Raw genomic sequence first — 23,244 nt, 5'->3', positions numbered from 1 at the left:
AGAAATTCGAATTTGATACTAGTACCTTGTTAACCTTTAGGGTCAACACGGTATTGGCCTGAAAGCAGGGATAAGATTGAAAGAGATTGTCATCACCACTGAGGATCACCGGATGAGGGCCGCAGTGCTGGAAGAGGGCAGACTGGCAGAAGTCCTGGATGATTCCGGAAGAGAATCCCGTTTGGCCGGTAACATCTACAAGGGTAAGGTCTGTAATGTTGTTGCAGGCATGCAGGCTGCTTTCATCGATATTGGGCTTGAGAAAAATGCCTTTCTCTATGCAGGGGATATTGTCAATCCGGAATATGTTCAGGTGCAAAATGTACCAGGGTTGCTGGTGCCACCGATTGAAAACCTCTTAAAAGAGGGCCAGGAGGTGATTGTTCAGGTCACCCGGGAACCTGTCGGCAATAAAGGAGCCAGAGTTACGACCAATCTTTCATTGCCTAGGCGTTTTGTGGTACTCTTGCCCGGAAATCGCGGATATTTGGGGATTTCACGTAAAATAACGGATGAAATAGAAAGAGAACGTCTTAAACAGCTTGTCCAGAATATCACCATTGAGAATGCTGGTCTGATTATCCGGACGATGGCTGAAGGCGTCTCGGAAAAAGAACTGGCTGATGATATTGAAAAGATTTTGGAAACCAATCAGACGTTAACGGAAAGAATCAAGAGCAAGTCTGGTAAAGGGCTGATCTACAGCAGCAGCGACCCGTTGTCTCGTCTTTTAAGGGAAACGATCGACGAAGAGGTAACGAGGGTTATTACAGATGACGGGGAGATGGCTGAGCTGCTCCGGACAAGGCTCCGGGAAGTCAGATGCTCGGTTTCCGGGAAAATATGGACTGATTTTAAAGGGAATTTATTTGAACGCTATCATATCGGTGATGAAATCCTAAAAGCATTAAAACCCAAGGTCTCGCTCGAAAGCGGAGGATATCTGGTGATTGAACAGACCGAAGCCCTGACCGCCATCGATGTTAACTCCGGAAAATACACTGGAGAAAGCTCCCTGCAGCATACCCTGCTGAGTCTAAATATGGAAGCTGCTTTAGAAATATCCAGACAGATAAGACTTAGGAACCTTAGTGGGATTATTATCATCGATTTTATTGACATGGAACGAAACGAGGATTGGGATCAGCTGCTGAATGTGCTGGAAAAGTCTTTTAAACAGGATAAGGTCAAATGTAAAGTAGTGGGCCTCACCAGGTTGGGGCTCGTTGAGGTAACACGCAAAAAAGAAGGTCAGACCTTAGCTGCTAGGAACACCGAAAAATGTCGGGAATGTGGCGGAAAAGGCTGGCACGAGAGAAGAATGAATTGAACTGTGGGATTAACTGATTGACGAATATAAGGAAAAATGCTAAAATATTAGAACGTGGTGACTTCTCACCACAACCGCACTAATTAGGTATGAACTGGTTTCTTGCCGTTTAAGCGGCAGCGGACCGACCTACACAGGCGAGTCTGGGTCTGGGAGGTGTAGAAAGATGTATGTAATTATCGAAACAGGAGGCAAACAGTACAGAGTTCAGGAAGGCGATATCGTCAATGTTGAAAAACTTGATGCAGCTGTCGGCCAGGTTCTCGACCTAAATCGGGTACTGCTTGTTGAAAAAGATGGCAATGTAACGATTGGAGCTCCAGTTGTTGACGGCGTGACAGTTGTCGCAAAAGTTCTGGAACAGGGTAAAGGCGACAAAGTCATTGCGTTCCGTTATAAACCCAAAAAACACGTTCGTGTTAAAAAAGGCCATCGTCAGCCTTACACGAAGCTTTCAATTGAAACAATCAATGCTTAATGATTGAAGTTAGAATACGATCAGCATGTTCTTTTTAGGAGGTGATCTTCATGGCTCACAAGAAAGGTGTAGGAAGTACACGAAACGGCAGAGACAGTAATGCGCAAAGACTCGGAGTCAAACGCTCTGACGGACAGTACGTTTTGGCAGGAAATATTCTTGTTCGCCAACGCGGAACCAAACTCCATCCTGGCAAAAACTGCGGCATCGGCAAAGATGATACGCTGTTTGCGCTCACAGATGGTTACGTAAAGTTCGAACGCAGAGATAAATTCCGCAAGCAGGTAAGTATTTATGCGGAAAACGGGATTACTCAAGCCCAATAACAGATTACACTTCATACCCCTGGGTTAACCCGGGGGTATGTTTTATTGGTGATTATCTTTGGTGAGGAGAAGAAAAATGGTCAATCTTGATAAAAAGATCCTTTATGAGCAGTTGGATAATTTCCAGATCCTTCGGCATGACTTTCTGAATTATTTTCAGGTCATCAAAGGGTATTTGCAGCTTAATATGCCTGACAAAGCGTTGGCTTATATTGATGAAGTCTTAGTGGAGATCCGGCCGCAGCAAGATATTTACAAGATTGGCCAAAAAACACTGCTTGGTATTCTCCTGGGATGGTATTTTAAGCTGCGTCTGAAAGGTGCAGAATTTGTATTGGATTTTCCCCCGGAAATGAAAAATGAAGAATTTTGGCTTAATCATTGGCAGGAAGAATATGCCCTGAGTTTTTCTGGATACACTAAAGACTGTTTAGATCTATTCGTGCAGGGAGACCAAGATGTTGAAACATTAACGGCAAAAATCCAGTTTGGTGTTATCAGCGGAGGATTTTCCTGCGAATTCAGACTATATAAAGAAGATAATCTTCTTGAGATGAATGTATATTCCACAGTCTATCAGAAAGTATGAGTTGGTTTCTGATAGATCTAAGCGCAGCTAAGGCTGACGCCAAAGGCTTGGCGCCAGCCAAGTTTTCTTTAGAAAAATCCAAATGAAGGGGTTAACGAATGTTTTATGATCGCGCAAAAATATATGTAAAAGCTGGAGATGGCGGAGCAGGAGCTGTGTCTTTCCGCAGGGAGAAGTATGTCCCGTTGGGGGGGCCTAATGGCGGAGACGGCGGCCGTGGTGGGGATATCATTCTTGAAGCGGATGAGGGCCTGCGGACGCTGGTGGATTTTCGCTATCGCCGCCATTATAAGGCAGACCGTGGTGAACACGGGCAAGGCAAGGATATGCACGGGAAAGGTGCAGAAAACCTGGTGTTACGTATACCGGCAGGAACGATAATTAAAAATGAGAATTCAGGCGAAATTCTGGCTGACCTTACCCGTCATGGGCAAAGGATCACCATTGCCAAAGGCGGCCGCGGCGGCCGTGGTAATGCCCGTTTTATGAGTAATACAAACAAGGCTCCTACAGTGGCGGAGCGCGGAGAACCAGGGGAAGAGCTTTGGCTTCTTTTTGAACTGAAGCTCCTGGCAGATGTCGGTCTGGTCGGATTCCCGAATGTCGGAAAATCCACACTGATCTCAAGGGTATCCGCTGCCCGCCCCAAAATTGCAGACTATCATTTCACGACCCTAATCCCGAATCTTGGCGTCGTTCAAGTAGAGGACGAAAGTTTTGTCATGGCGGATATCCCGGGAATTATCGAAGGGGCGCATTCCGGGGCGGGACTTGGACATGAATTTCTGCGTCATATCGAGCGTACCAGACTGCTTCTTCATATCCTGGACATCTCGGGTTCCGAGGGCAGAGACCCACTGGAAGACTTTAAAATTATCAACCAGGAACTCAAACTGCACAGTCCAGCCCTTGCTGAAAGGCCGATGATTGTTATTCCGAATAAAATGGATGTTAACGGTTCTGAGGAAAATCTCCGGCGTCTCCGCGAGGAACTTGGGGATGCCTATGAAATCTACCCGATTTCGGCGGTAACCGGAGAGGGAATCGATAAATTATTGCACAAGGTGATACAAATCCTTCCTGAAGTACCGCTGATTGGACTTTCAGCTGATCCTGATGAACATCGCATGGTCCAGGTCCAAAGTGAGGACAGATTTGTCATTACACGTGAAAACAGTATGTATATTATTACAGGCAAAGAGATTGAAAGACATGCGGCGATGGCCTACCTTGATACAGATGATGGCGTCATGCGCTTCCAGAATATCCTTAAAGTGATGGGAGTCGACGATGCACTGAAGGAACAGGGGATCAAGGAAGGCGATAAAGTGTCAATTGGAAAGTTGGAGTTGGAATGGTCGGAGGGAGGACAATAGTATGCTGACAGGCAAACAGAAAAGGTTTTTAAGGGCTATGGGGAATGAAATGGAACCCATTTTAATCGTTGGCAAAGATGAAATTACAGATAATATGATTAAACAGGCCGCCGATGCGTTGGAGGCAAGAGAGCTGATTAAGGGACGGGTGCTCCAGAATTGTGCCGATGCCCCGAAAAATATTGCCTCCGGGCTGGCCGAAGCTACCCGTTCAGAATTGGTTCAGGTGATCGGGCGGAATTTTCTGCTCTATCGGAAGGCAAGCGAAAAACCAAAAATAGAACTGCCCTGACATATTTTTCTGTATTACGGAGACTTGCCTAATAATAAAAATTTAGGAGATAAATAATGGAACGGAGTGTTCGCGAGTCAATCACCGGCAGACGCCGGATTGGCATCATGGGAGGAACGTTTAATCCAATTCATTACGGCCATCTGGTGGCTGCGGAGACAGCCAGGGTCGAATTTGCGCTAGACAAGGTTTTATTCATCCCGACAGGCATTCCTCCACATAAAGTTAATCACCAGATTGCAAATTCGGATTTGCGTTTTGCGATGGTCGAAATATCTATCCACGACAATGAGAATTTTATCGCATCCAGAATTGAGATTGACAGGGAAGGCCCTTCATACACCTATGATACTTTAAAAGCCCTGCATCTGTTGTTCCCTGAACAGGAACTTTTTTTTATCACCGGTTCGGATGCGCTCCGGGATATTTTGAATTGGTGGGAAGCAGAAGGAATTATTGGGATATCCAAAATTATCGGGGCTTCGAGACCGGGGTATGAAATTGGTGGTTTTTTGGGAGAATTATTGGACAGATATCCTTATGCCCAAAACAGAATATTCGAGATGGAAATCCCCGCTCTGGCTATATCTTCGACAGATATCAGAAAAAGAATCTGGAATAACAAGTCTATCCGTTATTTGCTTCCAGAAGAAGTACGGCGTTTTATCATAGAAAATAATATTTACATCAATAAATAAACATTTGACTTCCGATAGGATTGTATACTATAGTAATAGTTGTTTCATACTATAAACAAAATTATTTTAGAGGTGAATTCCATGACAAAAACCCTGTACGTGGGCAATCTCCCCTGGAGTACGACTTCAGAGGAACTGACTGAGTACTTTGCTCGGTTTGGCAATGTAATCGGCAGCAGAATCATTACCGACAGAGAAACCGGTCGCTCAAGAGGCTTTGGCTTTGTAGAAGTTGCTTCAGAGGACGCCGAGCGCTTAGCAGAAGAACTTAACGGTAGTGAGTTCAGTGGCCGTTCATTGACAGTAAACGAAGCGAGACCTCGCCAAACTGTCTAATGTTATTTGGTTAGGGGTTTCTGTTAAGATAAATTCTGATTTTTATAAGTCATAGGGCTCTATATAAATAGCATGAAGAATCCTGGTTTATCTTACATTCCCGGACCCTGGACCCGAGAGAATACGGTACAGCAAACTGTACCGTATTCTTGTATGACGCCCATGGATAGGCCTAATGCAGCGACGTACATGGAGGTGTGAGGGTGTTTAAATAGCCTCACGGTACAGCGTTACCAAGGATGGCATAGAGCTGCTGGTATCATGGATGGCAAGGAGTGGGTAAGATAGGAGAGGTTGAACGTTGTGAACGACCAGCTGGAATACTTCAGGACTTTAGCGTCACGAAAACTTTCACTGAAAAGATTTCAGCATACGCTCGGGGTAAAGGATCTGGCCGTGGAACTTGCCCCGAAGTTCGGTGTGAAAGAGGGTGATGCAAGCTTAGCTGCACTTACCCATGACCTGGCTAGGGAGTATACTTATCTAGAGCAATTAAAAAAAGCTCGGGAATGGAACCTTATTCTTTATCAGGAAGATCTGAAAATTCCTCAGGTCATTCACGGAAGAATCGCAGCATATATGCTGCAGAACCTTTACGGGATAAATAACGAGGATGTCCTGAATGCGGTTGCGAATCATACCTTGGGGAGACCGGGCATGTCCCCTCTGGAAATGTTGATTTACAGTGCCGATCTCGCAGAACCCGGGAGGGATTTCCCCGGTGTAGACAAGCTTCGTCAGAAGTTGTATCATGACCTTAAGACAGGTACACTGGCTTGTATCGAGCATACCTTGTACTATTTGAAGAAGAACAATAAGCCGATTCATCCACTGACGATTCTGGCGTATGAAGATTTGAAAAATGGAAAAGCATCTAAAGGAGGTTAGAATTTGGAAAAAAGCCATGACCAACTGCAGAAAGTAGTTGACTTTATTGACGATAAAAAAGGCAGAAATATTCTGACCCTTGACTTAAAGGGAATATCTGTCATTGCAGATTATTTTATGATTGCCACGGGAAACAGCACGACTCAGACCAAAGCAATTACTGAGTACCTTGCAGAAAAATTACCCGAGATTGGGCTTTCGGTCTTAAGGATAGAAGGACTTCCTGAAGCTCAGTGGGTGCTGATCGACTGTGGTGATATAGTTATACATATTATGACACCGGATACCAGAGAGTTTTATAGTCTGGAAAGACTATGGGGCGATGCCCGGGAAGTTGTATTATCTAATTGATTTTTGATTCTATATAGAATTAAGGTCTAAACGATTTGAATGATTGACTTGAATACCCAATCTAATATGTTTATGCTTTGAAGGAAAGCAGTACCTAAAAGGGATGGATCAGAGAGACGGCGGTTGGTGCGAGCCGTTTTCAACCAGGCGGGGAACTCGTTCCTGAGCAGTGTCCGGGCAGCAACGGATGCCGGTTAGAACCGTTATAATCTTTAAGCGCACAGAATTAGGGTGGTACCGCGGGAGCAAACTCTCGTCCCTTGGGGATGGGGGTTTTTATCTATTTTTGCAGAACAATTAAAGACTGTTCTGTTGGAAAGAACTTTGGAGGTCGGATCTATGCAGGAAAGATATTTGTTCAACGAGATTGAGTCAAAATGGCAGAAAACCTGGCTGGAGAACAAGGTAGGAAAAACTGAGGAGAATAGCGGTAAAGAAAAGTTCTATGCACTTGCCATGTTTCCATACCCATCTGGAAACTTACATATGGGACATGTTCGCAATTATTCGATTGTTGATGTGATCGCCCGCTTCAAAAGAATGCAGGGCTATGATGTACTTCATCCGATTGGTTGGGACGCCTTCGGCCTTCCTGCCGAAAATGCCGCGATCAAAAATCAAACGCCGCCGGCAGAGTGGACCTGGAAAAATATCGCGAACATGAAGCGTCAGCTTCAGGAAATGGGTATTTCCTATGATTGGGACAGAGAAGTTGCAACCTGCCACCCGGAATATTACCGATGGACGCAATGGATTTTTAATCAGTTTTATGAGCACGGCCTGGTCTATAAGAAAAAGGCAGCTGTAAATTGGTGCCCATCCTGCGCGACGGTGCTAGCCAACGAACAGGTTGTGGATGGCACCTGCGAGCGCTGTGACACACCTGTTACCAAAAAAGATCTGGAACAATGGTTTTTCAAGATCACGGATTATTCGGAGCAGCTTTTAAACGATCTGGATAAACTTACAGGCTGGCCGGAAAAAGTAAAAACCATGCAGCGTAACTGGATCGGCCGTTCCGAAGGGGCTGAAGTCAAATTTAAAATTGAAGGAACCATTGATATGATCACCGTATTCACGACCAGAGTCGATACGATTTTTGGTGTGAGCTACGTGGTTCTTGCCCCGGAACATCCGTTGGTTACACAGCTCGTTAAAGGAACGCAGTATGAACGAGGTGTACTCGCTTTTATTGAGAAGATGAAAGGCCTGAACGAAATTGCACGAACCTCATCGGAAGCTGAAAAAGAAGGTATGTTTATCGGACATTACTGCATCAATCCGTTAAGCGGAGAACGGGTGCCGATCTGGATTGCCAATTACGTTCTTCTCGAATATGGAACAGGTGCGGTTATGGGTGTTCCAGGTCATGATGAAAGAGATTTTGCCTTTGCTGGGAACTACGGTTTGCCGATCACAAGAGTCATTCTTGATCCTAAAGTTTCCGCTGCAGATAAAGATCTGCCGATGAAGGAAGCTTATATTGAAAACGGAACCATGGTCAACTCTGTGGATTTCGATGGACTGGATAACCGGACAGCCTGGGGCAGGATGGCTGCTAAACTGGAAAAGCTGCAGCTTGGTGAGCGTAAAATCAATTACCGTCTCAGAGACTGGCTGATTTCCCGTCAGCGCTACTGGGGTGCACCTATTCCGATGATTTACTGTGATACGTGCGGCGTTGTCCCGGTGCCGGATGACCAACTACCGGTTCTGCTGCCTGACGATGTCGTGTTTAAAGCTGGTGAAAACCCGCTGACCACTTCCCAGAGCTTTGTGCAGACAACTTGTACGAAGTGCGGAGGGCCTGCCAGAAGAGAAACCGATACGATGGACACCTTCATGTGCTCTTCGTGGTACTATCTGAGGTATTGTGACCCGCGGAATCCGCATAAGGCTTTTGACGAAAAAGCCGCAGCCAAATGGATGAACGTCGATCAGTATGTCGGTGGCGTTGAGCATGCGATCCTTCATCTGCTCTATTCACGCTTCTTTACCAAAGCCCTGAGGGATTTTGGCTACCTCCAGGTGGATGAGCCGTTTGCAAATCTGCTTACCCAGGGAATGGTCTGCATGGACGGTTCCAAGATGTCCAAATCCAAAGGAAATGTCGTCAGCCCTGAAGAGATTATCAGCAAATACGGTGCAGATACGGCCAGAATGTTCATTCTTTTTGCTGCGCCGCCCGAACGGGATCTGGAGTGGAGCGAACAGGGTGTTGAAGGTTGCTACCGTTTTTTAAACCGTGTCTGGCGGCTTATTGACCAGTATCAGGCTGCTCTAGCTTCTGCAGGCAATGGTAATTCTGAATGTGAATCTTCTACGGAGCTCGATGCTAAAGCCAAACAAATGCGTTTTACCACGCACAGTACCATCAGGAAGGTCACCAATGATGTCGGTAGCAGATTTAATTTTAATACCGCAATTAGTTCCATTATGGAGTTGGTTAACACACTTTATCTGTATAAAGAAGAAAAGGATGTCAACCTGGCTGTCGCCAGAGAAGGTATTGATACATTGTTAAAACTCTTGGCACCGTTCGCGCCGCATATCACCGAAGAGCTCTGGGCAGAACTTGGATACACAGAAAGCATTCATAAACAGGCCTGGCCCATTGAAGACGAGACCGCGCTAATCGAAGAGGAAATCACGATCATTCTCCAGGTAAACGGGAAAGTCCGCGACAAGGTTCAGGTCCCGGCTGAAATTCCTAAAGAGGAACTGGAAAAAATGATTCTGTCCTCAGAAAAAGTCAAACAGCACCTTGAAGGAAAAACCGTTATCAAAGTGATCACGGTTCCAGGTAAACTGGTAAACATAGTTGTGAGGTAAGACGGTGATTCACAACCCAATATTTTGATATACCGGCCTGCAGATATAAATTAAATTTTTTCAGCAGGTCTTTTTTTATGTCAAATCAGATAATACTTCAAGAACTAGGATTAAAATCAGCCACGATTCGAATAGAGAATCGTGGCTGATTGCCACGGACGGTGGCACACAAAGTGCCTAGTGTTGTCAATACGTCAGGAATGACAAAGTGTTCGACTGGGCTAATGCGGCGGTTCAATTCAGAAGATCAGAATGGGGTATCAATAATAATAGGGGTATGGTCCGTAAGGGCTGTACGGGTAAGGGCCATAAGCATAACGGGAGCCGTAGGCTAGCCCTGCGCCGTAAGCAAAAGGAATACTCAGTGCTAAAGCGGCTATAGCCAGGAACGGAAGAAACAGAAATCCTGGGTTATTGGAATGAAACAGAATACCGTCCTCGCGGACTTCAACAATTTGTCCGTGGTAGGTTTTGCCGTCAAAGAGACTTATTGTGGCCTGCTTCCCTGCATAAGGAGCAACAAGTGCATAATTTAGATGGGTTCCTCTAAATAATGTCATTGGGAGCGGGAGCACCTCCTTGTAAATATTTGCCAATTTAGGCTGATATATTCTATGTTTTGAAATAGAAATGGGAACATTCTTATGATCAGGTTTAAAGTTTAAGCGCGCTGATTAATTTGGAAACGGCAAAAAAGTGATCGATTACAAAGGAATCTGGTAATAAATGGAGAATAATGAAAAAAGAGGGGGTATGGACGATTGGAGAAAAAGCTGAGGCTGCTTTGGTGGGGCATTTTGGGTGTATTGCTGGTTCTGGCCGCTGTGAAACTGTTTTTGCCAGTAAACAGTCCGGTTGAAGTTAATCAGGCAGAAGAAAATAGGGAGATTGTAGTTTATATTTCGGGTGCAGTTGTGCATCCCGGTCTTTTGCACCTGCCTATGGATGCAAGGCTGGATGATGCACTGAAGGCAGCGGAATTGACAGCTGAAGCCGACCTTGAAGTATTGAATCCTGCCCAAAAGCTCAAGGATGGACAAAAAATAATTGTGGCCTCAAAGAATACCGGAACGAGTCAATTAACCGGAAATGAGGTCCAAAATAACACTCAAAATAAGATTGAGAACAGCGCAGCTCAGCCGGGTACAACAGACGGATTATCGACAAAGGTCAATATCAATACCGCAGGTATTAATGAACTGGATACCATCCCGGGAATCGGACCGTCCTTAGCCCAGCGAATTATTGATTATCGTACGGAAAATGGGTGGTTTTCCGCACCGGAAGAGATTCAAAATGTTTCGGGAATTGGTTCAAAGACCTATGAGAAAATGGAGGAGTATGTCTCTGTGGGTTCGTAAGACAATACATTTGGGGCAAGTATGGGCCCACAACTGATTAGAGAGTTATTTATGCTGGTTTGCATACCAAAATGAGAAGAAGGTCATGAAGGGACATAAAGCTCATGAAAGATAAGTTGGTCGGTCAGACTACAGCTGTGCTGACGGGTGGATTCCTGGCCGTTCAAAGTGAAAGAGAAACAAGGACATTCATTTTGGCCATTTCCCTGCTTTTAATTATAGGAATCATGTTTATCTGGAAACCGCTTGATTTTTTCGGCAAAGCTTCCAAACCGGAAGCGGTACTGCTTGCCTGCGGACTTTTAACAGGGTTTTTGTATGGGATGACGGTAGAGAACAGTCTTGCTTCTCCGCTGGTTATAGAAAGAATCGAGATACAGGGAAGACTTTCGGATTGGCGGATTGATGATAAGATCGGTCAGGGTACTTTTATCCTGGAAGATGTCTATCCCGGAACAAAAGAACACTTGGAGAAAAAATACCATTTTCGTGTTTATCCCGAAGAAGATGGGGTGTATATGAAGGGATGGGACCGAGTTAAGCCCGGAGACACCATCTCGGTCACAGCCAGACTGGAACATCCCAAACCTCCAGGAACAGAGGGCGAATTTGACCTTCCGCTTTATTATGCGGTAAGAGGCTTAGGCGGCACGATTACAGCCTTCGGGGAAGCTAAAGTGCTGGAAGAAGGTGTTCCGGGTTTTACCTGAAGGATACGTCAACATGTGCATAATATTCTGACCGCGTCCTGGCCGGAACAAGCCGGCATTCTTGAAGGAATTTTGTTTGGTGATTCCAGCGGGATTTCTGCAAAAACACTGGAGATGTACAAAGCCGCAGGAGTCATGCATGTTTTTGCGGCTTCGGGATCGAATGTGGCCTTTGTGATGGCTCTGGCATGGCTGTTTTTATTTGGCCTGCCCCGGAAAGCCAGAATCGCTGCAACAATCGGCGTTATCTTGTGTTATGCAGTCTTATGCAGTGGCAATCTGCCTATCTTAAGGGCAACCATTTTGGGAACCTCAGTCTTGATCGGCCGCTTATTAGGCAGTAAAAAAATATCGATGCTTAGATGGCTTCTTTTCGCTGCGTTGATTCTTTATTTATGGAATCCTTTATTTTTACGTGATATAGGCTTCCAGCTTTCCTTTGCTGCGACCTGGGGAATGTTGGTTCTATCACCCCGGTTGATAAAGAATGCCTGGTTCGGCAAGCTGCCTGAATTACTGAGACTGCCTGCAGCAGCATCGTTTGGCGCTCAGATTGCCGTTCTGCCCATTATGACGAATGTTTTTCATAAACTGTCTCTAGCTGGGCTGATCACCAATATATTCATCCTTTTTATGCTCGGCGGAGTTTTGCAGCTAGGGCTTATCGGAACGGTATTATCTTTTGTCCCGGGTATGCCGCCTATTTTTTTTCAAGCTGCTGTATGGCTGCTTGAGATCTCTGACCGTATATTGACGTTGATTGCATCTTTCCCCTGGGCCTATTTCTGGGTATTGAATCCCGGTATGATCTTCTGGATAGCCTGGTATGTATTTCTGGCAGGGGTGTTATTCGGTACGGAAAGAATAAAATTTATTTGGAGTGTACAAATCAGAAGACTTATATCAGCTGCGAAGAGATTACGATTACTGCCCTGCCTGAGCAGAATAGGTGACACACTCAAGCTTGGTAAGGCTGAAAAGTTAGATACGAATCAGATAAAACCGAGATATGCTAATCTGAGAGATGTGATATTGCAATATGTAAAATTCAGGTACCTCTTTGCTTTGCTTTTGATTCTATTGCTCTGGAACCCCTGGTCAAGCGGCAATGCCTTGAAGATCACGTTTATTGATGTCGGCCAAGGGGACTGTATCCTGATTCAGACGGCCCGAGAAAACCTGCTTGTCGATACCGGTCCCCGTAAGGATAACTACAATGCAGCGGAAAAAATTGTGCTTCCTTATCTAATGGAAAAAAGGATAGGTAAATTGGATTTTCTTTTTATCACGCACGAGGATGCTGATCATTTGGGAGGGGCACAATACCTGCTGGCTAATTTGCCTGTGGCAAAAGTCGCAGTACCCGAAGCGGGCGATAGAATAACAAATGAAGAATGGCAGTCGGGAATTCCAGCGGAATACTACCGGAACGAAGGAAAGTTTGTAACGCTTAAGGCAGGGGATTATATCCATTTTTCTTCCAGTCTGCAGATTGATATTATGGCCCCGGTCGAAGAAATGAACAACACCGGTGCTGATTCGAATAATAATTCTCTGGTGATACAGATAGAATATCTGGGAAAAAAAATCTTATTGACGGGAGATATGGAAGCAGAAGAAATGGAATCCATCTCAGACAGAGGAACTGACTGGAATTCGGATTTTATAAAAATTCCACATCATGGCGGAAAAGGCTCTCTGGATACAGCTTGGTTTGACAGTACCAATCCCCGGGCAGTGTTTGTTTCTGTAGGCAAAAACAGCTTTGGTCATCCTTCCCGGGAGGTTATCAACTACTGGGAAGAAAGAGGTGTACCTATATATCGGACAGATATAGACGGTACAATACAATTAATGATCAATAAAAAGAGCTCTAAAATAATAACAGGCAGGTGACAGCTGCAAATTTCTTTTTTATCCAAATTTATGCTATAATCAACAACTGAACGAATAATTCATACGTTGAAAAGGAGTTATCGATCATGGAAAAACCGATTGTAACGATTGAAATGGCCAACGGGGATGTCATTAAGGCCGAACTCTATCCTGAAATAGCCCCGAATACTGTCAATAATTTTATTTCATTAATTGAGAAGGGCTTCTATGACGGTCTGATTTTTCACAGAGTCATTCCTGGTTTTATGATTCAGGGAGGATGTCCCCAGGGTTCGGGAATGGGTGATCCAGGCTACAGTATTAAAGGAGAATTCTCCGGCAACGGCGTCATAAATGATCTGAAGCATAGTCGTGGAGTCCTGTCAATGGCTCGTTCCAGAATGGCAGATTCAGCCGGTTCTCAGTTTTTTATCATGGTTGATGATTCACCTCACCTTGACAGCCAATATGCTGCTTTCGGTAAGGTGATCGAAGGCATGGAATTTGTCGATAAAATCGTATCGGTTGAAAGAAATTATCAGGACAGACCTAATCAGGAACAAGCTATGAAAAGTGTAACCGTCGACACCAAAGGTGTAGATTACGCTGAACCGGAAACCGTCTAAATATTTAGTCTGATACATCAAATTAGTCCAGCAAAGACTAATTTTATACGGAAATACAAAAAATATTAAAAACATGAATAAAAAGAGGAAGTGCATGGAAATAATACCAAATGAACATCTCTTTTCTCCTCCTCTTTCTTTCCCCTTCATCCGTTGAGGGGGACTTTTTTTGTTTAAAATCTCAATGATCTTTGGTTGAAAAGTTATTTGTTCTGCGCTATAGTAGATATAATTCAAAATAATTACTAAATAGTCATTTTGTGAAGAGAGAGGAAGATATTTCAATGGATTTCGCAGAAAATAATGCAAAAAGCCATGAAGAAATCTTGGAAACCTACGCGATGGTATTATCCAATTTAAAAGAAATGATGCAGGAAGACCTTATGGTGATGATCACAAACAGGACAAACATGCTCTATTACTACCCCGGCTACAAAATGGTGACGAACGTGGATTCAGCGAGTTTTAAGGTTAGTGATAACCCTCACCTTGTTGAAGTGATGAGAACAGGTAAATCCACATCGAATCTTATGCCCAAAGAGAAATTCGGTTTTCCGTTTGCGTCATTCACATACCCAATTAAAGCACCCAATGGAGAAGTCATCGGGTGTGTCGGAATCGGTAAAAGCTTGGAAAAACAGGCTAGAATTGATGAGGTTTCCCAAAGTCTTGCAGCAACGCTTCAGGAAGTAAACGCCGGGCTACAGGAAGTAGCTTCAGGATCACAAGGACTTTCGTTCAAAATTAGCAATGCTGTAAAATCCGCAAATGAATCCGCCGTGAAAATTAAAGAAATCAATAAAGTTATCGGCGCTATTTCAGATATATCCTCACATTCCAACTTGCTGGGACTGAATGCCGCAATTGAAGCGGCCCGCGCCGGAGAACAGGGACGCGGCTTTGCAGTGGTTGCGGAGGAAATGCGCAAACTTGCCGCCCAGAGTAACGATTCGGCCAAAATGATTACTGAAATACTTACTGAGATGAAAGATTCCATCGGAAGTATCATTACAGAAATCAATGAGATTGGTGGTATTGCTGAAAACCAGGCCGCAGCAACTGAAGAAATCACTGCTGCAATTGAGGAAGTAAGTGAAAATTCGCAGGACCTGGTTGAATTCTCAAAAATCACATTGGATGGCAAATAAGAGACCCTCTTCTTAAGTCCAAGGAGAAAATAGGATATGACATTAGATATAATCAAACACGACATAGAGAACCACGGTATTCCCTCTGTTTATCTCTGGTACGGTGAAGACCGTTATTCTCTCACCGAGGCTTTGAAACTGCTAAAAAACTATTATTTGCTGGATGACCCTTCCGGCAGCAATACAGAGCTTCTTAACGGAAAAGAACAAACCCGGGAAGAAATAATCCAGGCTGCCAATATGACAGCTTTTTTTTCCGGAAAACTCGTGGTTGTTGATGATCTTCCTTATTTTGGAACGGGCAGGAGTAAAGGCGTTTCTGAATCGGAAAACAGCGCTGAAGAAACAGAACGATCCGATTCAGGGAGAGAAAGTGACCCGGATATCTTGCTGGAATACTGTCTGAACCCAAATCCGTCCACTTGCCTGGTTCTGATATCGGAAAAAGTAAACAAAGGCAGAAAACTGTTTAAGGAAATCAATAAAAACGGGAAAACAGTAGAATTCGCTTTTCCGAAGGGCCAGTCGGAATGGATGGCCTGGCTGCAAAAGCAAGCGCATCAAAACGGGAAGAACCTGAGTGTTCCCGTCGCTTCGTTTCTTTTGGAATGGGCTGGTCACCAGACGGGGGTGCTCAGTCAGGAACTGGCCAAATTAGCTCTATATACCGGAGAAAAACAAAACATAGAAATTGAAGATATCCGGAAAATAAGTTTGCCGATGATCGAGACGACGGTCTTTGCGATGTTGGATGCCATCGCGGCAGAGAATACCAAAGATGCATTGGCCAGGCTTAGCGAAGTGCTTAGTCAGGAACATTACCTCAAAGTGCATACAATGATCGTCCGCCATATCCGGCTGTTACTGGCAGCGAGTATTTGGCGGGCCCGCAAGGGCACAGTCAATGATTTTATGGGCACTGCAGGAATTAGGACATTCTTTGAAGGAAACAAACTCTTTCAGCAAGCGGACTCTTTTTCAGCCAACAGATTGGCTGAGGCCATGGAAGATTGTCTTCAGACTGAACTGGCGTTAAAAAGCAGCGGAGGGAACCCTCAGCTGCTGCTGGAAATAATGGTTATACGATTGTGTAAGAAATAACGTAATGAAAAAAGAGGATGCCCCAGGGTTCTGAGATATCCTCTTCAATGTCTATGGAGCGTGAAGCGTTTAAATAGCCTTCACGGATGCTGCGACGTCCATGGAGGGACTCGTGCAGCGTTGCTTAGCTGGCTTTATTATTCAAAGCCTGGAACTTTTTGGCCATTCTGGATTTTTTGCGAGCTGCTTTGTTTTTGTGGATCAAACCTTTTGCAGCAGCTTTATCAAGTGCACGGGAAGCTTTTTGCAGAGCTTCAACAGCATTTTCAGGATTATTGTTTACAGCTTCCTCAAAACGACGAATAGCGGTTCGTAAGGAAGATCTGGCAGCAGTATTCTTGGCATTCTGTAACTTGCTTAGTTGGACCCTTTTAATTGCTGATTTAATATTTGGCATACAGTCACCCCCTTCGAAACATCTAACTACCGCACGTTTTTTAGACAAAAGTTATTTTATCATATTTTAGCGAGACTATGCAACTAAATTCTTAAAAAAGAATAACCTGTCTTTATCTATTGCCATGTCAACCATCCATTGCATACCATTCTGAAATATATTTTTATATATTTTACAATAGCCATACAGAATTTCTATGGGCATACAGAATAGATATTTCTAATTGACGAATCTCAGGGCTCTGTGATAATATAGATTCAAATCAATACCATTATTGTATAAAAGTAATGATGGGGTAAAGTAAACGGTATGAGCTTTCCAGGGAGGAAACGTCTTAGACTGAAAGCGTTTCTATCGTATCGATCGTTGAAGGTTCACCCCTGAACTTCCGGACTGAAACCTTTGGGTAAGTAGGTCTGGACGGAGGCTTCCGCCGTTAAAAGGGAGGGGGTATAAGGAAGAATAAAGTCCCGTACCTGCTGAAAAGTGGGGTCTGCTTAGACCCAAATAGGGTGGTACCGCGAAGCACTTTCGTCCCTTCAGGGATGAGAAGTGTTTTTTTAGTTGGCTGCAAGGAGCGGCTAGCAAGGCCACGGATGCCCACGGACCACACCTAAGTTTCAGCAGGGAAAGACTCCTTTATTCGTACTCTTAAGAGAGGGCTGGAGTGATCCGGCTAACTGGGGTGGTACCGCGGAAGGCCACAGCTTTCGTCCCGGCGAAGGCTGTGGCTTGTTGTTTTCTGGTGAATCAGAAAAATATGAATGTAGGAGTGAAGGATGATGAAAAGAAAGTTCAAAGGTTTCACAGGGAGTATGGTAGTAGCTTTATTATTGGCGGGCAGCCTGATATTGGGGGGCTGCAGCTCCGGGAAGAGCAGTACGGCAGGCAGTGAGACAGCAGAACCTTACAAAGTGGGTGCGGTTCTCGATATCAGCGGGACTTCCTCTTCTTTGGGCACACCTGAACGCGATACACTGCTGATGATGGTGGACAAAATCAATGCCGAAGGCGGTATTCAAGGCCATCCGATTGAACTGATCATTGAGGACAATAAAAGTGATGAGACGGAGGCTGTACTTGCTGCGAATAAGCTGATCGAAAAAGGCGTCCTTGCAGTTTTAGGCGGCAGCTCCAGCGGAACCTCGATGGCAATTATTAAAACTGTTCAGGATGCGCAAATCCCGATGATTTCTCTGGCAGCAGCCAGCAGCATAGTTGAACCGGCAGCTGAAAGGCAATGGGTATTTAAAACAGCCCAGAGCGATATCGTCATGATCAATAAAATCGTGGAATATCTCAAGAAGAATAACATGACGAAGATTGCCTTTATGTATATGAACAATGCCTATGGCGACAATGGCAAGAAGGCCATTAGCGCAGCAGCTCCCCAAAATGGAATCACCATCGTTGCCGAAGAAAAATTTGACGCGACAGACAATGATATGACGCCGCAATTGACGAATGTCAAGAGCAGTGGAGCTCAGGCAGTCGTCGTATGGGCGATTCCGCCTTCGGCCTCCATCCTGACGAAGAACTATAAGGATCTGGGACTGACGATTCCGCTCATTCACAGTCATGGCGTCGGCAATCAAAAATTCATTGAACTTGCCAAGGACGCTGCTGACGGAGTGATTCTTCCAATAGGTAAGCTTCCGGTGGCCGATCAGATTGCGGATTCTGATCCGCAGAAAGCAGTGCTTACAAGTTATATCAATGATTACCAAAATAAATACAATACCGCGCCCAATTCATTCGGTGGTTATGCGGCAGATGCTTTAAGTCTCCTGGTCAAGGCGATCGAAAAAGCCGGTCCAGACCGCAGCGCCATTCGGGATGAACTGGAAAAAACGCAGGGACTTGTCGGCGTATCCGGGGTATTTAATATGTCTAAACAGAATCATAATGGCTTAAGCGAGGATTCCGCCGTTTTGGTTCAGATCAAAGACAGCAAATGGAAAATATTACAGTAACAAGGGCAAAATTCAGTAACGGAGTGAAAACTGATGGGAGAACAACTACTGCAGCTATTATTCAGCGGACTTACGCTTGGAAGTATTTATTCCATTATTGCCCTTACCCTGGTTATCACCTATAAAGTAACAGGCATATTAAATCTAGCCCTTGGGGAATTTCTGGTTATCGGGGCACTTCTGACGGTCAGTTTCAAATCAATGGGGATGCCGCTAATAGCGGCCTCCCTTCTCGCCATCATTATTGTCGCTTTGTTGGCGGGGGTGCTCGAAAGGCTGACGGTCAACAAAGCTAGGGGGGCCAGCAGCCTGACGATGCTGATCATTACAATTGGTATTTCAATATCCTTAAGGGGGCTGGCCCTTCTGATCTGGGGAACAGATACCTACTCTTTGCCCTCCTTTACGACTAGCGGACCAATCATGGCAGGCGGGGCGGCGCTCAATCCTCAGAGTATCTGGATATTTTTGCTGGCAGCGGCAACATTGATCTGCATCAACACTTTTTTTGGACGGACGTACTGGGGAAAAGCAGTTAAGGCTTCCGTCCTCAGTCCCATCGGAGCCCAGCTACAGGGGATCAATCTGAGTATGATTTCCCTAGCCGCATTTGTTTTTTCAGGGGCTTTGGCTACCGCCGCAGGAATCTGCATCGGACCGGTGACGATGGTCACGTATGATATGGGTTTTATGTTAGGCGTCAAAGGTTTTATCGCGGCAACAATTGGCGGATTGGGGAGTATATCCGGAGCTGTTCTGGGGGGATTAATCCTGGGACTTTTGGAAGCCTACAGTTCCGGACTGATTTCCTCCGGGTTGAATGATGCGATCTCTATTGTGATTCTTCTTGCAGTCCTTTTAATCAGGCCGGAAGGGATCCTGGGTGCAATTAGCGAGCGTAAAATTTAATTTTAAAACAGGGTTGGGTTTTCTTTTGGCATAGATTTAAATTTTTTTGAGTAATATTCGACAGCGTTATATGGTAAGGAGCGTATCTCTGGTGAAAAAGATTCAATTTAAATTTAGCGGAGCTGTCATCATGCTGGTGCTGTTGATCATTCCGCTCCTGCTTAACAGCAATTATCTTTATGGGATGCTGATTGTTATCGGCCTGTATGCCATCATTGTTCAGGGCTTGGGAATACTGATGGGTTATGCGGGACAGGTTTCGTTTGGTCATGCGGCGTTTTTTGGTTTAGGCGCTTATACGGCAGCAATATTAACCACGCGTTTCCATTGGCCGTCATTGTTAGCCCTTCTTGCAGCGATTCTTCTTCCCGGAATCGTGGCGGCACTTATTGGCAGACAGACCCTTAAATTACGCGAGCTATATCTTGCGCTTGCTACGCTTGGATTTGGGATTTTGGTCTATATATTATTTACCGAGGGCCGAGATATTACCGGAGGACCATCCGGGATCAGTGGTATCCCGCATCTGGGCATCGGCAGTCTTACTTTAAACAGTGACAGGGAATTTTATATCATGGTGTGGATTATTCTGGTCCTGATACTGCTGGGAATACGAAATTTAGTCCGTTCCAGAACAGGCAGGGCCTTATGTGCGATCCGGGAGAGTGAGTATGCGGCAGAAAATGCCGGTATTGACTGTATACGCCTGAAGCTGCAGGCTTTTATCTTCAGTGCGCTCCTTACGGGCTTGGCAGGGGGCCTATATGCTTTTTTCGTGACCTTTATCAGTCCGTCACCGTTTACATTTCATGCTTCCGTCCAGTTTGTATTGATGGCTGTAATCGGCGGCCTGGGAACCTTTTGGGGGCCTTTGCTTGGGGCAGCAGTTGTCGTGGCTCTGAGTGAAATCTTAAAAGAATTGATACCGCTCATCATTCCCGGAGCCGGTGGCGAATACCAGATTATTATTTACGGAATCATCCTGGTAGCCCTTATGATTTACCGGCCGCAAGGTTTAACCAGTATTGGAGAATTCTTCCAAAGATCAAAAAAGAGTCTGGTTTGAGACTGAAATAGTCCGTTAAACCTATATTTGAACAGAACAATAATAGGAATATTAAATAAAAAATATAGATTGCGTATCAATGCAACAGAAGGAGGGAAAAAGCGATGCTCCTAGAGTTACACAGAATCACAAAACATTTTGGCGGCATTATGGCCGTTAAACATGTGTGCTTTGGGGTTGAAGAAGCAAAAATAACAGCGCTCATTGGACCCAACGGTGCAGGAAAAACGACGATTTTTAACCTGATTGCCGGTACATATCAACCGGATGAAGGTGAAATATTATTGGAAGGGAAAACGATCACCGGAATGAAGACGTATAAGACAGCCCGGGCTGGAGTAAGCAGAACTTTTCAGAACCTTCAGCTTTTCGGCAGCATGACCGTGATGGAAAATGTCATGACTGGGGCTTACCTGCAGGGGAAAAAGGGCTTTATCAAGTCGTTCCTTTCTTCCCCAGATCGGTCTAAGGAAGAAAAGAAAATCAGGGCTGAATCCCTTAGACTGCTTGAAGAGGTTGGTTTAGTGGAGTCGGCCGGTCTACCGGCGGCAGTTCTGCCGTTTGGACAGCAAAGACTCTTGGAAATTGCCAGAGCCCTTGCTTCTCAGCCCAAACTGATCCTGCTTGATGAACCAGCTGCGGGGCTAAATGCCGCTGAATCTGAAATCCTGACAGAATATTTGAAAAAACTTCGCAGTCAGGGTACGACCATGATTATGATTGAACATGATATGGAAACGGTCATGGAAGCTGCTGATAAGATTGTTGTACTGAATTTTGGCGAGGTGATCGCCCAGGGAACCCCGGCAGAAATTCAGGCTCACCCAGAAGTGATCAAAGCCTATCTCGGAGAGGATGAGCAAAGTGCTTAGTGTAAATGGTCTCGATGTTTATCATGGCTATGTGCATGCGCTGAAAAATCTATCGATGAATGTCAAGCAGGGAGAAATGCTGGCAATTCTCGGAGCCAATGGAGCAGGCAAGAGTACCCTGCTGGGGACGCTTGCTGGGTTATACAAGCCGGCCGCAGGAGATATCGTTTTTCAGAACATAAAAATAACCGGCCAGTCACCGGATAAAATCGTCAGATCTGGTATCGCCCTTATACCGGAAAAGAGAGAAATATTCAGCGCATTAAGCGTAATGGATAATTTAATGATGGGGGCTTTTCACCGTTATCGTCAGGACAGGACTGATATTCCTAACGATGCGAAGGAAATCTTAGAATTATTTCCTCTGCTGCAGGGAAGAGAAAAGGACTTGGCAGGTTCTTTAAGCGGCGGACTGCAGCAAATGCTGGCGATAGGCAGGGCACTTATGGCCAGGCCCTCGCTACTGCTGCTTGATGAACCTTCCGTCGGGCTAGCTCCACTTGTTGTGCGCGAGATTATGGCGATCCTGGTCAGGATGAAAGAATCCGGCGTTACGGTCGTACTGGTTGAACAAAATACAAAAGCCGCCTTAAAAGTAGCGGACAGTGTAATTGTCATGGAGCGAGGTAGGATTGTTCACTACGGAAACTCTAAAGAAGCAATATCGGATGCTCTGCTTCAGGAGGCTTATTTGGGCCGGACCCGGATGTGAGTATATTGCGGCTTTACCCAGCGTATGTATCGTATCAAAACCTTAAGAGTTTTAAGAGTTAGTGGATCCTATTATAGTATAATTTCTACCATAATGATTTCAATGGAATAGATAAACCAGTGAAATATGGAAGATCTACAACATCTTCATCCATACCTGCTGCAGCTAAGACGTAGGAACCATCCCTCAGTACAAAACATTCGAGGGTTTTCTCAGCCGGATCGACCAGCCAGTAATGTGGGATCTTGGTCTTTTGGTAAATCTGCAGCTTCTGCAGACGATCTTTGCGCCTGCTGGATGGGGAAATGATTTCAACCACGATTGTTGGCTGGCCATTGATACGGGCTTCTTTGATGATCTGTTTTTGCTGCCCGGAAACGTAAAAAATGTCGGGCTGGACCACGTTGATATCTAATAATGTTACATCAAGAGGTGCCACAAATACTTCGCCTTCGGGATCATTTCCCCGAAAATAATCTTCAAGAATCCATGTCAACCGAAGCAAAACATGTTGGTGGCTAACATTTGGAGAAGGTTCTTTCATCATAATACCTTCGAGAATTTCGATGCGGTAGCCGGGTTCATCCGGTATCTTCAGATAGTCTTCGTAAGTCAGCTTCCTAGAAGATTCTGCAGTGTATTCGTTTGATTTTTCCTGCACTGCTGAGGCAGTATTTGTAAGTGCATGGATGACATCCGTCAATATATAACGATACTGCTTGCCATTCAATTCAATGAATGGTATTTTTTTCTCTCGCGTATATTTCCAAATAGTTTCTGTTGAAAGATCGAGTGCTTCAGCCAACGCTTGGGCAGTCATAAGATTCTTGTCTATTGGCATATCATGATCACCTCAATAAAATTATATAAACATAATCAACCATAATCAACCAAAAATAATAAAAAATAACAAATATAATAAAAGATAAGACCAAAGATAATAGTAAAAATAATAATGCTGCTAATAGTCATGAGAACCATTAACAGCATTATATCAG

The 23,244-nt window shown here is 44.8% G+C and carries 25 protein-coding genes and 2 other annotated features; of the genes, 22 read left to right on the top strand and 3 right to left on the bottom strand.

The annotated features are described in order from the left end of the window. The first annotated feature begins 76 nt into the window (after positions 1-76). From C1I38_RS05130 to leuS, 11 genes are all read left to right on the top strand, one after another. The gene (locus C1I38_RS05130; RefSeq protein ID WP_026156272.1) at positions 77-1,330 is read left to right on the top strand and encodes an Rne/Rng family ribonuclease; all 1,254 of its coding nucleotides are present in this window, start codon (positions 77-79) and stop codon (positions 1,328-1,330) included. Between the two features lie 166 nt (positions 1,331-1,496). Then, positions 1,497-1,808 carry a 50S ribosomal protein L21 gene (gene rplU, locus C1I38_RS05125; RefSeq protein ID WP_020491456.1) on the top strand — a complete coding sequence of 104 codons (312 nt, stop codon included), beginning with the start codon at positions 1,497-1,499 and terminating at the stop codon, positions 1,806-1,808. A 50-nt stretch (positions 1,809-1,858) separates the two neighbouring features. Continuing rightward, positions 1,859-2,134, top strand: coding sequence for a 50S ribosomal protein L27 (gene rpmA / locus C1I38_RS05120; RefSeq protein ID WP_119775987.1), 276 nt, complete (start codon positions 1,859-1,861; stop codon positions 2,132-2,134). Positions 2,135-2,210: 76 nt separating this feature from the next. Further along, positions 2,211-2,723, top strand: a complete 513-nt coding sequence (locus C1I38_RS05115; protein WP_119775988.1) for a Spo0B domain-containing protein — start codon at positions 2,211-2,213, stop codon at positions 2,721-2,723. Between the two features lie 98 nt (positions 2,724-2,821). Further along, on the top strand, positions 2,822-4,099 hold the full coding sequence (gene obgE / locus C1I38_RS05110) for a GTPase ObgE (protein WP_119775990.1): 1,278 nt from the start codon (positions 2,822-2,824) through the stop codon (positions 4,097-4,099). Position 4,100: 1 nt separating this feature from the next. After that, positions 4,101-4,391, top strand: a complete 291-nt coding sequence (yhbY, locus tag C1I38_RS05105; protein ID WP_020491460.1) for a ribosome assembly RNA-binding protein YhbY — start codon at positions 4,101-4,103, stop codon at positions 4,389-4,391. A gap of 56 nt (positions 4,392-4,447) precedes the next feature. Next, on the top strand, positions 4,448-5,089 hold the full coding sequence (gene nadD / locus C1I38_RS05100; protein WP_119775992.1) for a nicotinate-nucleotide adenylyltransferase: 642 nt from the start codon (positions 4,448-4,450) through the stop codon (positions 5,087-5,089). Positions 5,090-5,170: 81 nt separating this feature from the next. Further along, entirely contained in the window at positions 5,171-5,425 is a 255-nt protein-coding gene (locus tag C1I38_RS05095; RefSeq protein ID WP_083916741.1) for an RNA-binding protein, read from the top strand. A 303-nt stretch (positions 5,426-5,728) separates the two neighbouring features. After that, complete coding sequence (gene yqeK / locus C1I38_RS05090) at positions 5,729-6,313, top strand: bis(5'-nucleosyl)-tetraphosphatase (symmetrical) YqeK (protein ID WP_119775994.1); 585 nt, start codon at positions 5,729-5,731, stop codon at positions 6,311-6,313. Between the two features lie 3 nt (positions 6,314-6,316). Beyond that, the gene (gene rsfS / locus C1I38_RS05085) at positions 6,317-6,664 is read left to right on the top strand and encodes a ribosome silencing factor (RefSeq protein ID WP_119775996.1); all 348 of its coding nucleotides are present in this window, start codon (positions 6,317-6,319) and stop codon (positions 6,662-6,664) included. A 68-nt stretch (positions 6,665-6,732) separates the two neighbouring features. After that, positions 6,733-6,928, top strand: a binding site (T-box leader). A 75-nt stretch (positions 6,929-7,003) separates the two neighbouring features. After that, positions 7,004-9,496 (top strand): leucine--tRNA ligase, encoded by a 2,493-nt coding sequence (gene leuS / locus C1I38_RS05080; protein WP_119775997.1) that lies wholly within the window; start codon positions 7,004-7,006, stop codon positions 9,494-9,496. Positions 9,497-9,756: 260 nt separating this feature from the next. On the opposite strand, the gene C1I38_RS05070 is transcribed toward leuS, so the two are convergent. Then, a complete protein-coding gene (locus C1I38_RS05070) occupies positions 9,757-10,056 on the bottom strand; it encodes a hypothetical protein (RefSeq protein WP_119775999.1) in 300 nt (99 codons plus the stop codon). A gap of 201 nt (positions 10,057-10,257) precedes the next feature. Between C1I38_RS05070 and C1I38_RS05065 the strand changes: the two genes are divergently transcribed. The 6 genes from C1I38_RS05065 (at position 10,258) to holA (ending at position 16,317) form a co-directional block, all read left to right on the top strand. Then, positions 10,258-10,857 carry a helix-hairpin-helix domain-containing protein gene (locus tag C1I38_RS05065; RefSeq protein WP_119776001.1) on the top strand — a complete coding sequence of 200 codons (600 nt, stop codon included), beginning with the start codon at positions 10,258-10,260 and terminating at the stop codon, positions 10,855-10,857. Positions 10,858-10,961: 104 nt separating this feature from the next. Further along, entirely contained in the window at positions 10,962-11,567 is a 606-nt protein-coding gene (locus C1I38_RS05060) for a DUF4131 domain-containing protein (protein WP_119776003.1), read from the top strand. A gap of 15 nt (positions 11,568-11,582) precedes the next feature. Continuing rightward, positions 11,583-13,463, top strand: coding sequence for a ComEC/Rec2 family competence protein (locus C1I38_RS05055; protein ID WP_243103713.1), 1,881 nt, complete (start codon positions 11,583-11,585; stop codon positions 13,461-13,463). A gap of 86 nt (positions 13,464-13,549) precedes the next feature. Further along, complete coding sequence (locus C1I38_RS05050) at positions 13,550-14,068, top strand: peptidylprolyl isomerase (protein ID WP_119776004.1); 519 nt, start codon at positions 13,550-13,552, stop codon at positions 14,066-14,068. Between the two features lie 284 nt (positions 14,069-14,352). Beyond that, the gene (locus C1I38_RS05045; RefSeq protein WP_020491469.1) at positions 14,353-15,216 is read left to right on the top strand and encodes a methyl-accepting chemotaxis protein; all 864 of its coding nucleotides are present in this window, start codon (positions 14,353-14,355) and stop codon (positions 15,214-15,216) included. A 36-nt stretch (positions 15,217-15,252) separates the two neighbouring features. After that, entirely contained in the window at positions 15,253-16,317 is a 1,065-nt protein-coding gene (gene holA, locus C1I38_RS05040) for a DNA polymerase III subunit delta (RefSeq protein ID WP_119776006.1), read from the top strand. Between the two features lie 124 nt (positions 16,318-16,441). Here holA and rpsT read toward each other — a convergent pair whose 3' ends face one another. Next, positions 16,442-16,714: a 30S ribosomal protein S20 gene (gene rpsT / locus C1I38_RS05035; RefSeq protein WP_083916743.1), complete on the bottom strand. Its 273-nt coding sequence runs from the start codon at positions 16,712-16,714 to the stop codon at positions 16,442-16,444. 278 nt (positions 16,715-16,992) lie between these two features. Beyond that, positions 16,993-17,256: a binding site (T-box leader), on the top strand. Between the two features lie 240 nt (positions 17,257-17,496). On the opposite strand from rpsT, the gene C1I38_RS05030 reads away from it, so the two are divergent. The 5 genes from C1I38_RS05030 (at position 17,497) to C1I38_RS05010 (ending at position 22,246) form a co-directional block, all read left to right on the top strand. Next, positions 17,497-18,687 (top strand): ABC transporter substrate-binding protein, encoded by a 1,191-nt coding sequence (locus tag C1I38_RS05030; protein WP_119776007.1) that lies wholly within the window; start codon positions 17,497-17,499, stop codon positions 18,685-18,687. A 33-nt stretch (positions 18,688-18,720) separates the two neighbouring features. Continuing rightward, positions 18,721-19,596: a branched-chain amino acid ABC transporter permease gene (locus C1I38_RS05025; protein ID WP_119776009.1), complete on the top strand. Its 876-nt coding sequence runs from the start codon at positions 18,721-18,723 to the stop codon at positions 19,594-19,596. Between the two features lie 91 nt (positions 19,597-19,687). Beyond that, the gene (locus C1I38_RS05020) at positions 19,688-20,662 is read left to right on the top strand and encodes a branched-chain amino acid ABC transporter permease (RefSeq protein ID WP_119776010.1); all 975 of its coding nucleotides are present in this window, start codon (positions 19,688-19,690) and stop codon (positions 20,660-20,662) included. A 104-nt stretch (positions 20,663-20,766) separates the two neighbouring features. Further along, positions 20,767-21,534, top strand: coding sequence for an ABC transporter ATP-binding protein (locus C1I38_RS05015; RefSeq protein WP_119776012.1), 768 nt, complete (start codon positions 20,767-20,769; stop codon positions 21,532-21,534). Continuing rightward, positions 21,527-22,246: an ABC transporter ATP-binding protein gene (locus tag C1I38_RS05010; protein ID WP_119776014.1), complete on the top strand. Its 720-nt coding sequence runs from the start codon at positions 21,527-21,529 to the stop codon at positions 22,244-22,246. Before C1I38_RS05015 ends, C1I38_RS05010 begins: the two co-directional genes overlap by 8 nt. An 85-nt stretch (positions 22,247-22,331) precedes the next feature. Here C1I38_RS05010 and C1I38_RS05005 read toward each other — a convergent pair whose 3' ends face one another. Then, a complete protein-coding gene (locus C1I38_RS05005) occupies positions 22,332-23,087 on the bottom strand; it encodes a Uma2 family endonuclease (protein ID WP_119776016.1) in 756 nt (251 codons plus the stop codon). Positions 23,088-23,244: the final 157 nt, after the last annotated feature.

Source organism: Dehalobacter sp. 12DCB1 (assembly GCF_004343605.1).
In the GTDB taxonomy this organism is placed as follows: domain Bacteria; phylum Bacillota; class Desulfitobacteriia; order Desulfitobacteriales; family Syntrophobotulaceae; genus Dehalobacter.
The sequence above is the reverse complement of the archived record's forward strand: the minus strand, read 5'-3'. Positions and strand labels throughout refer to the sequence as shown.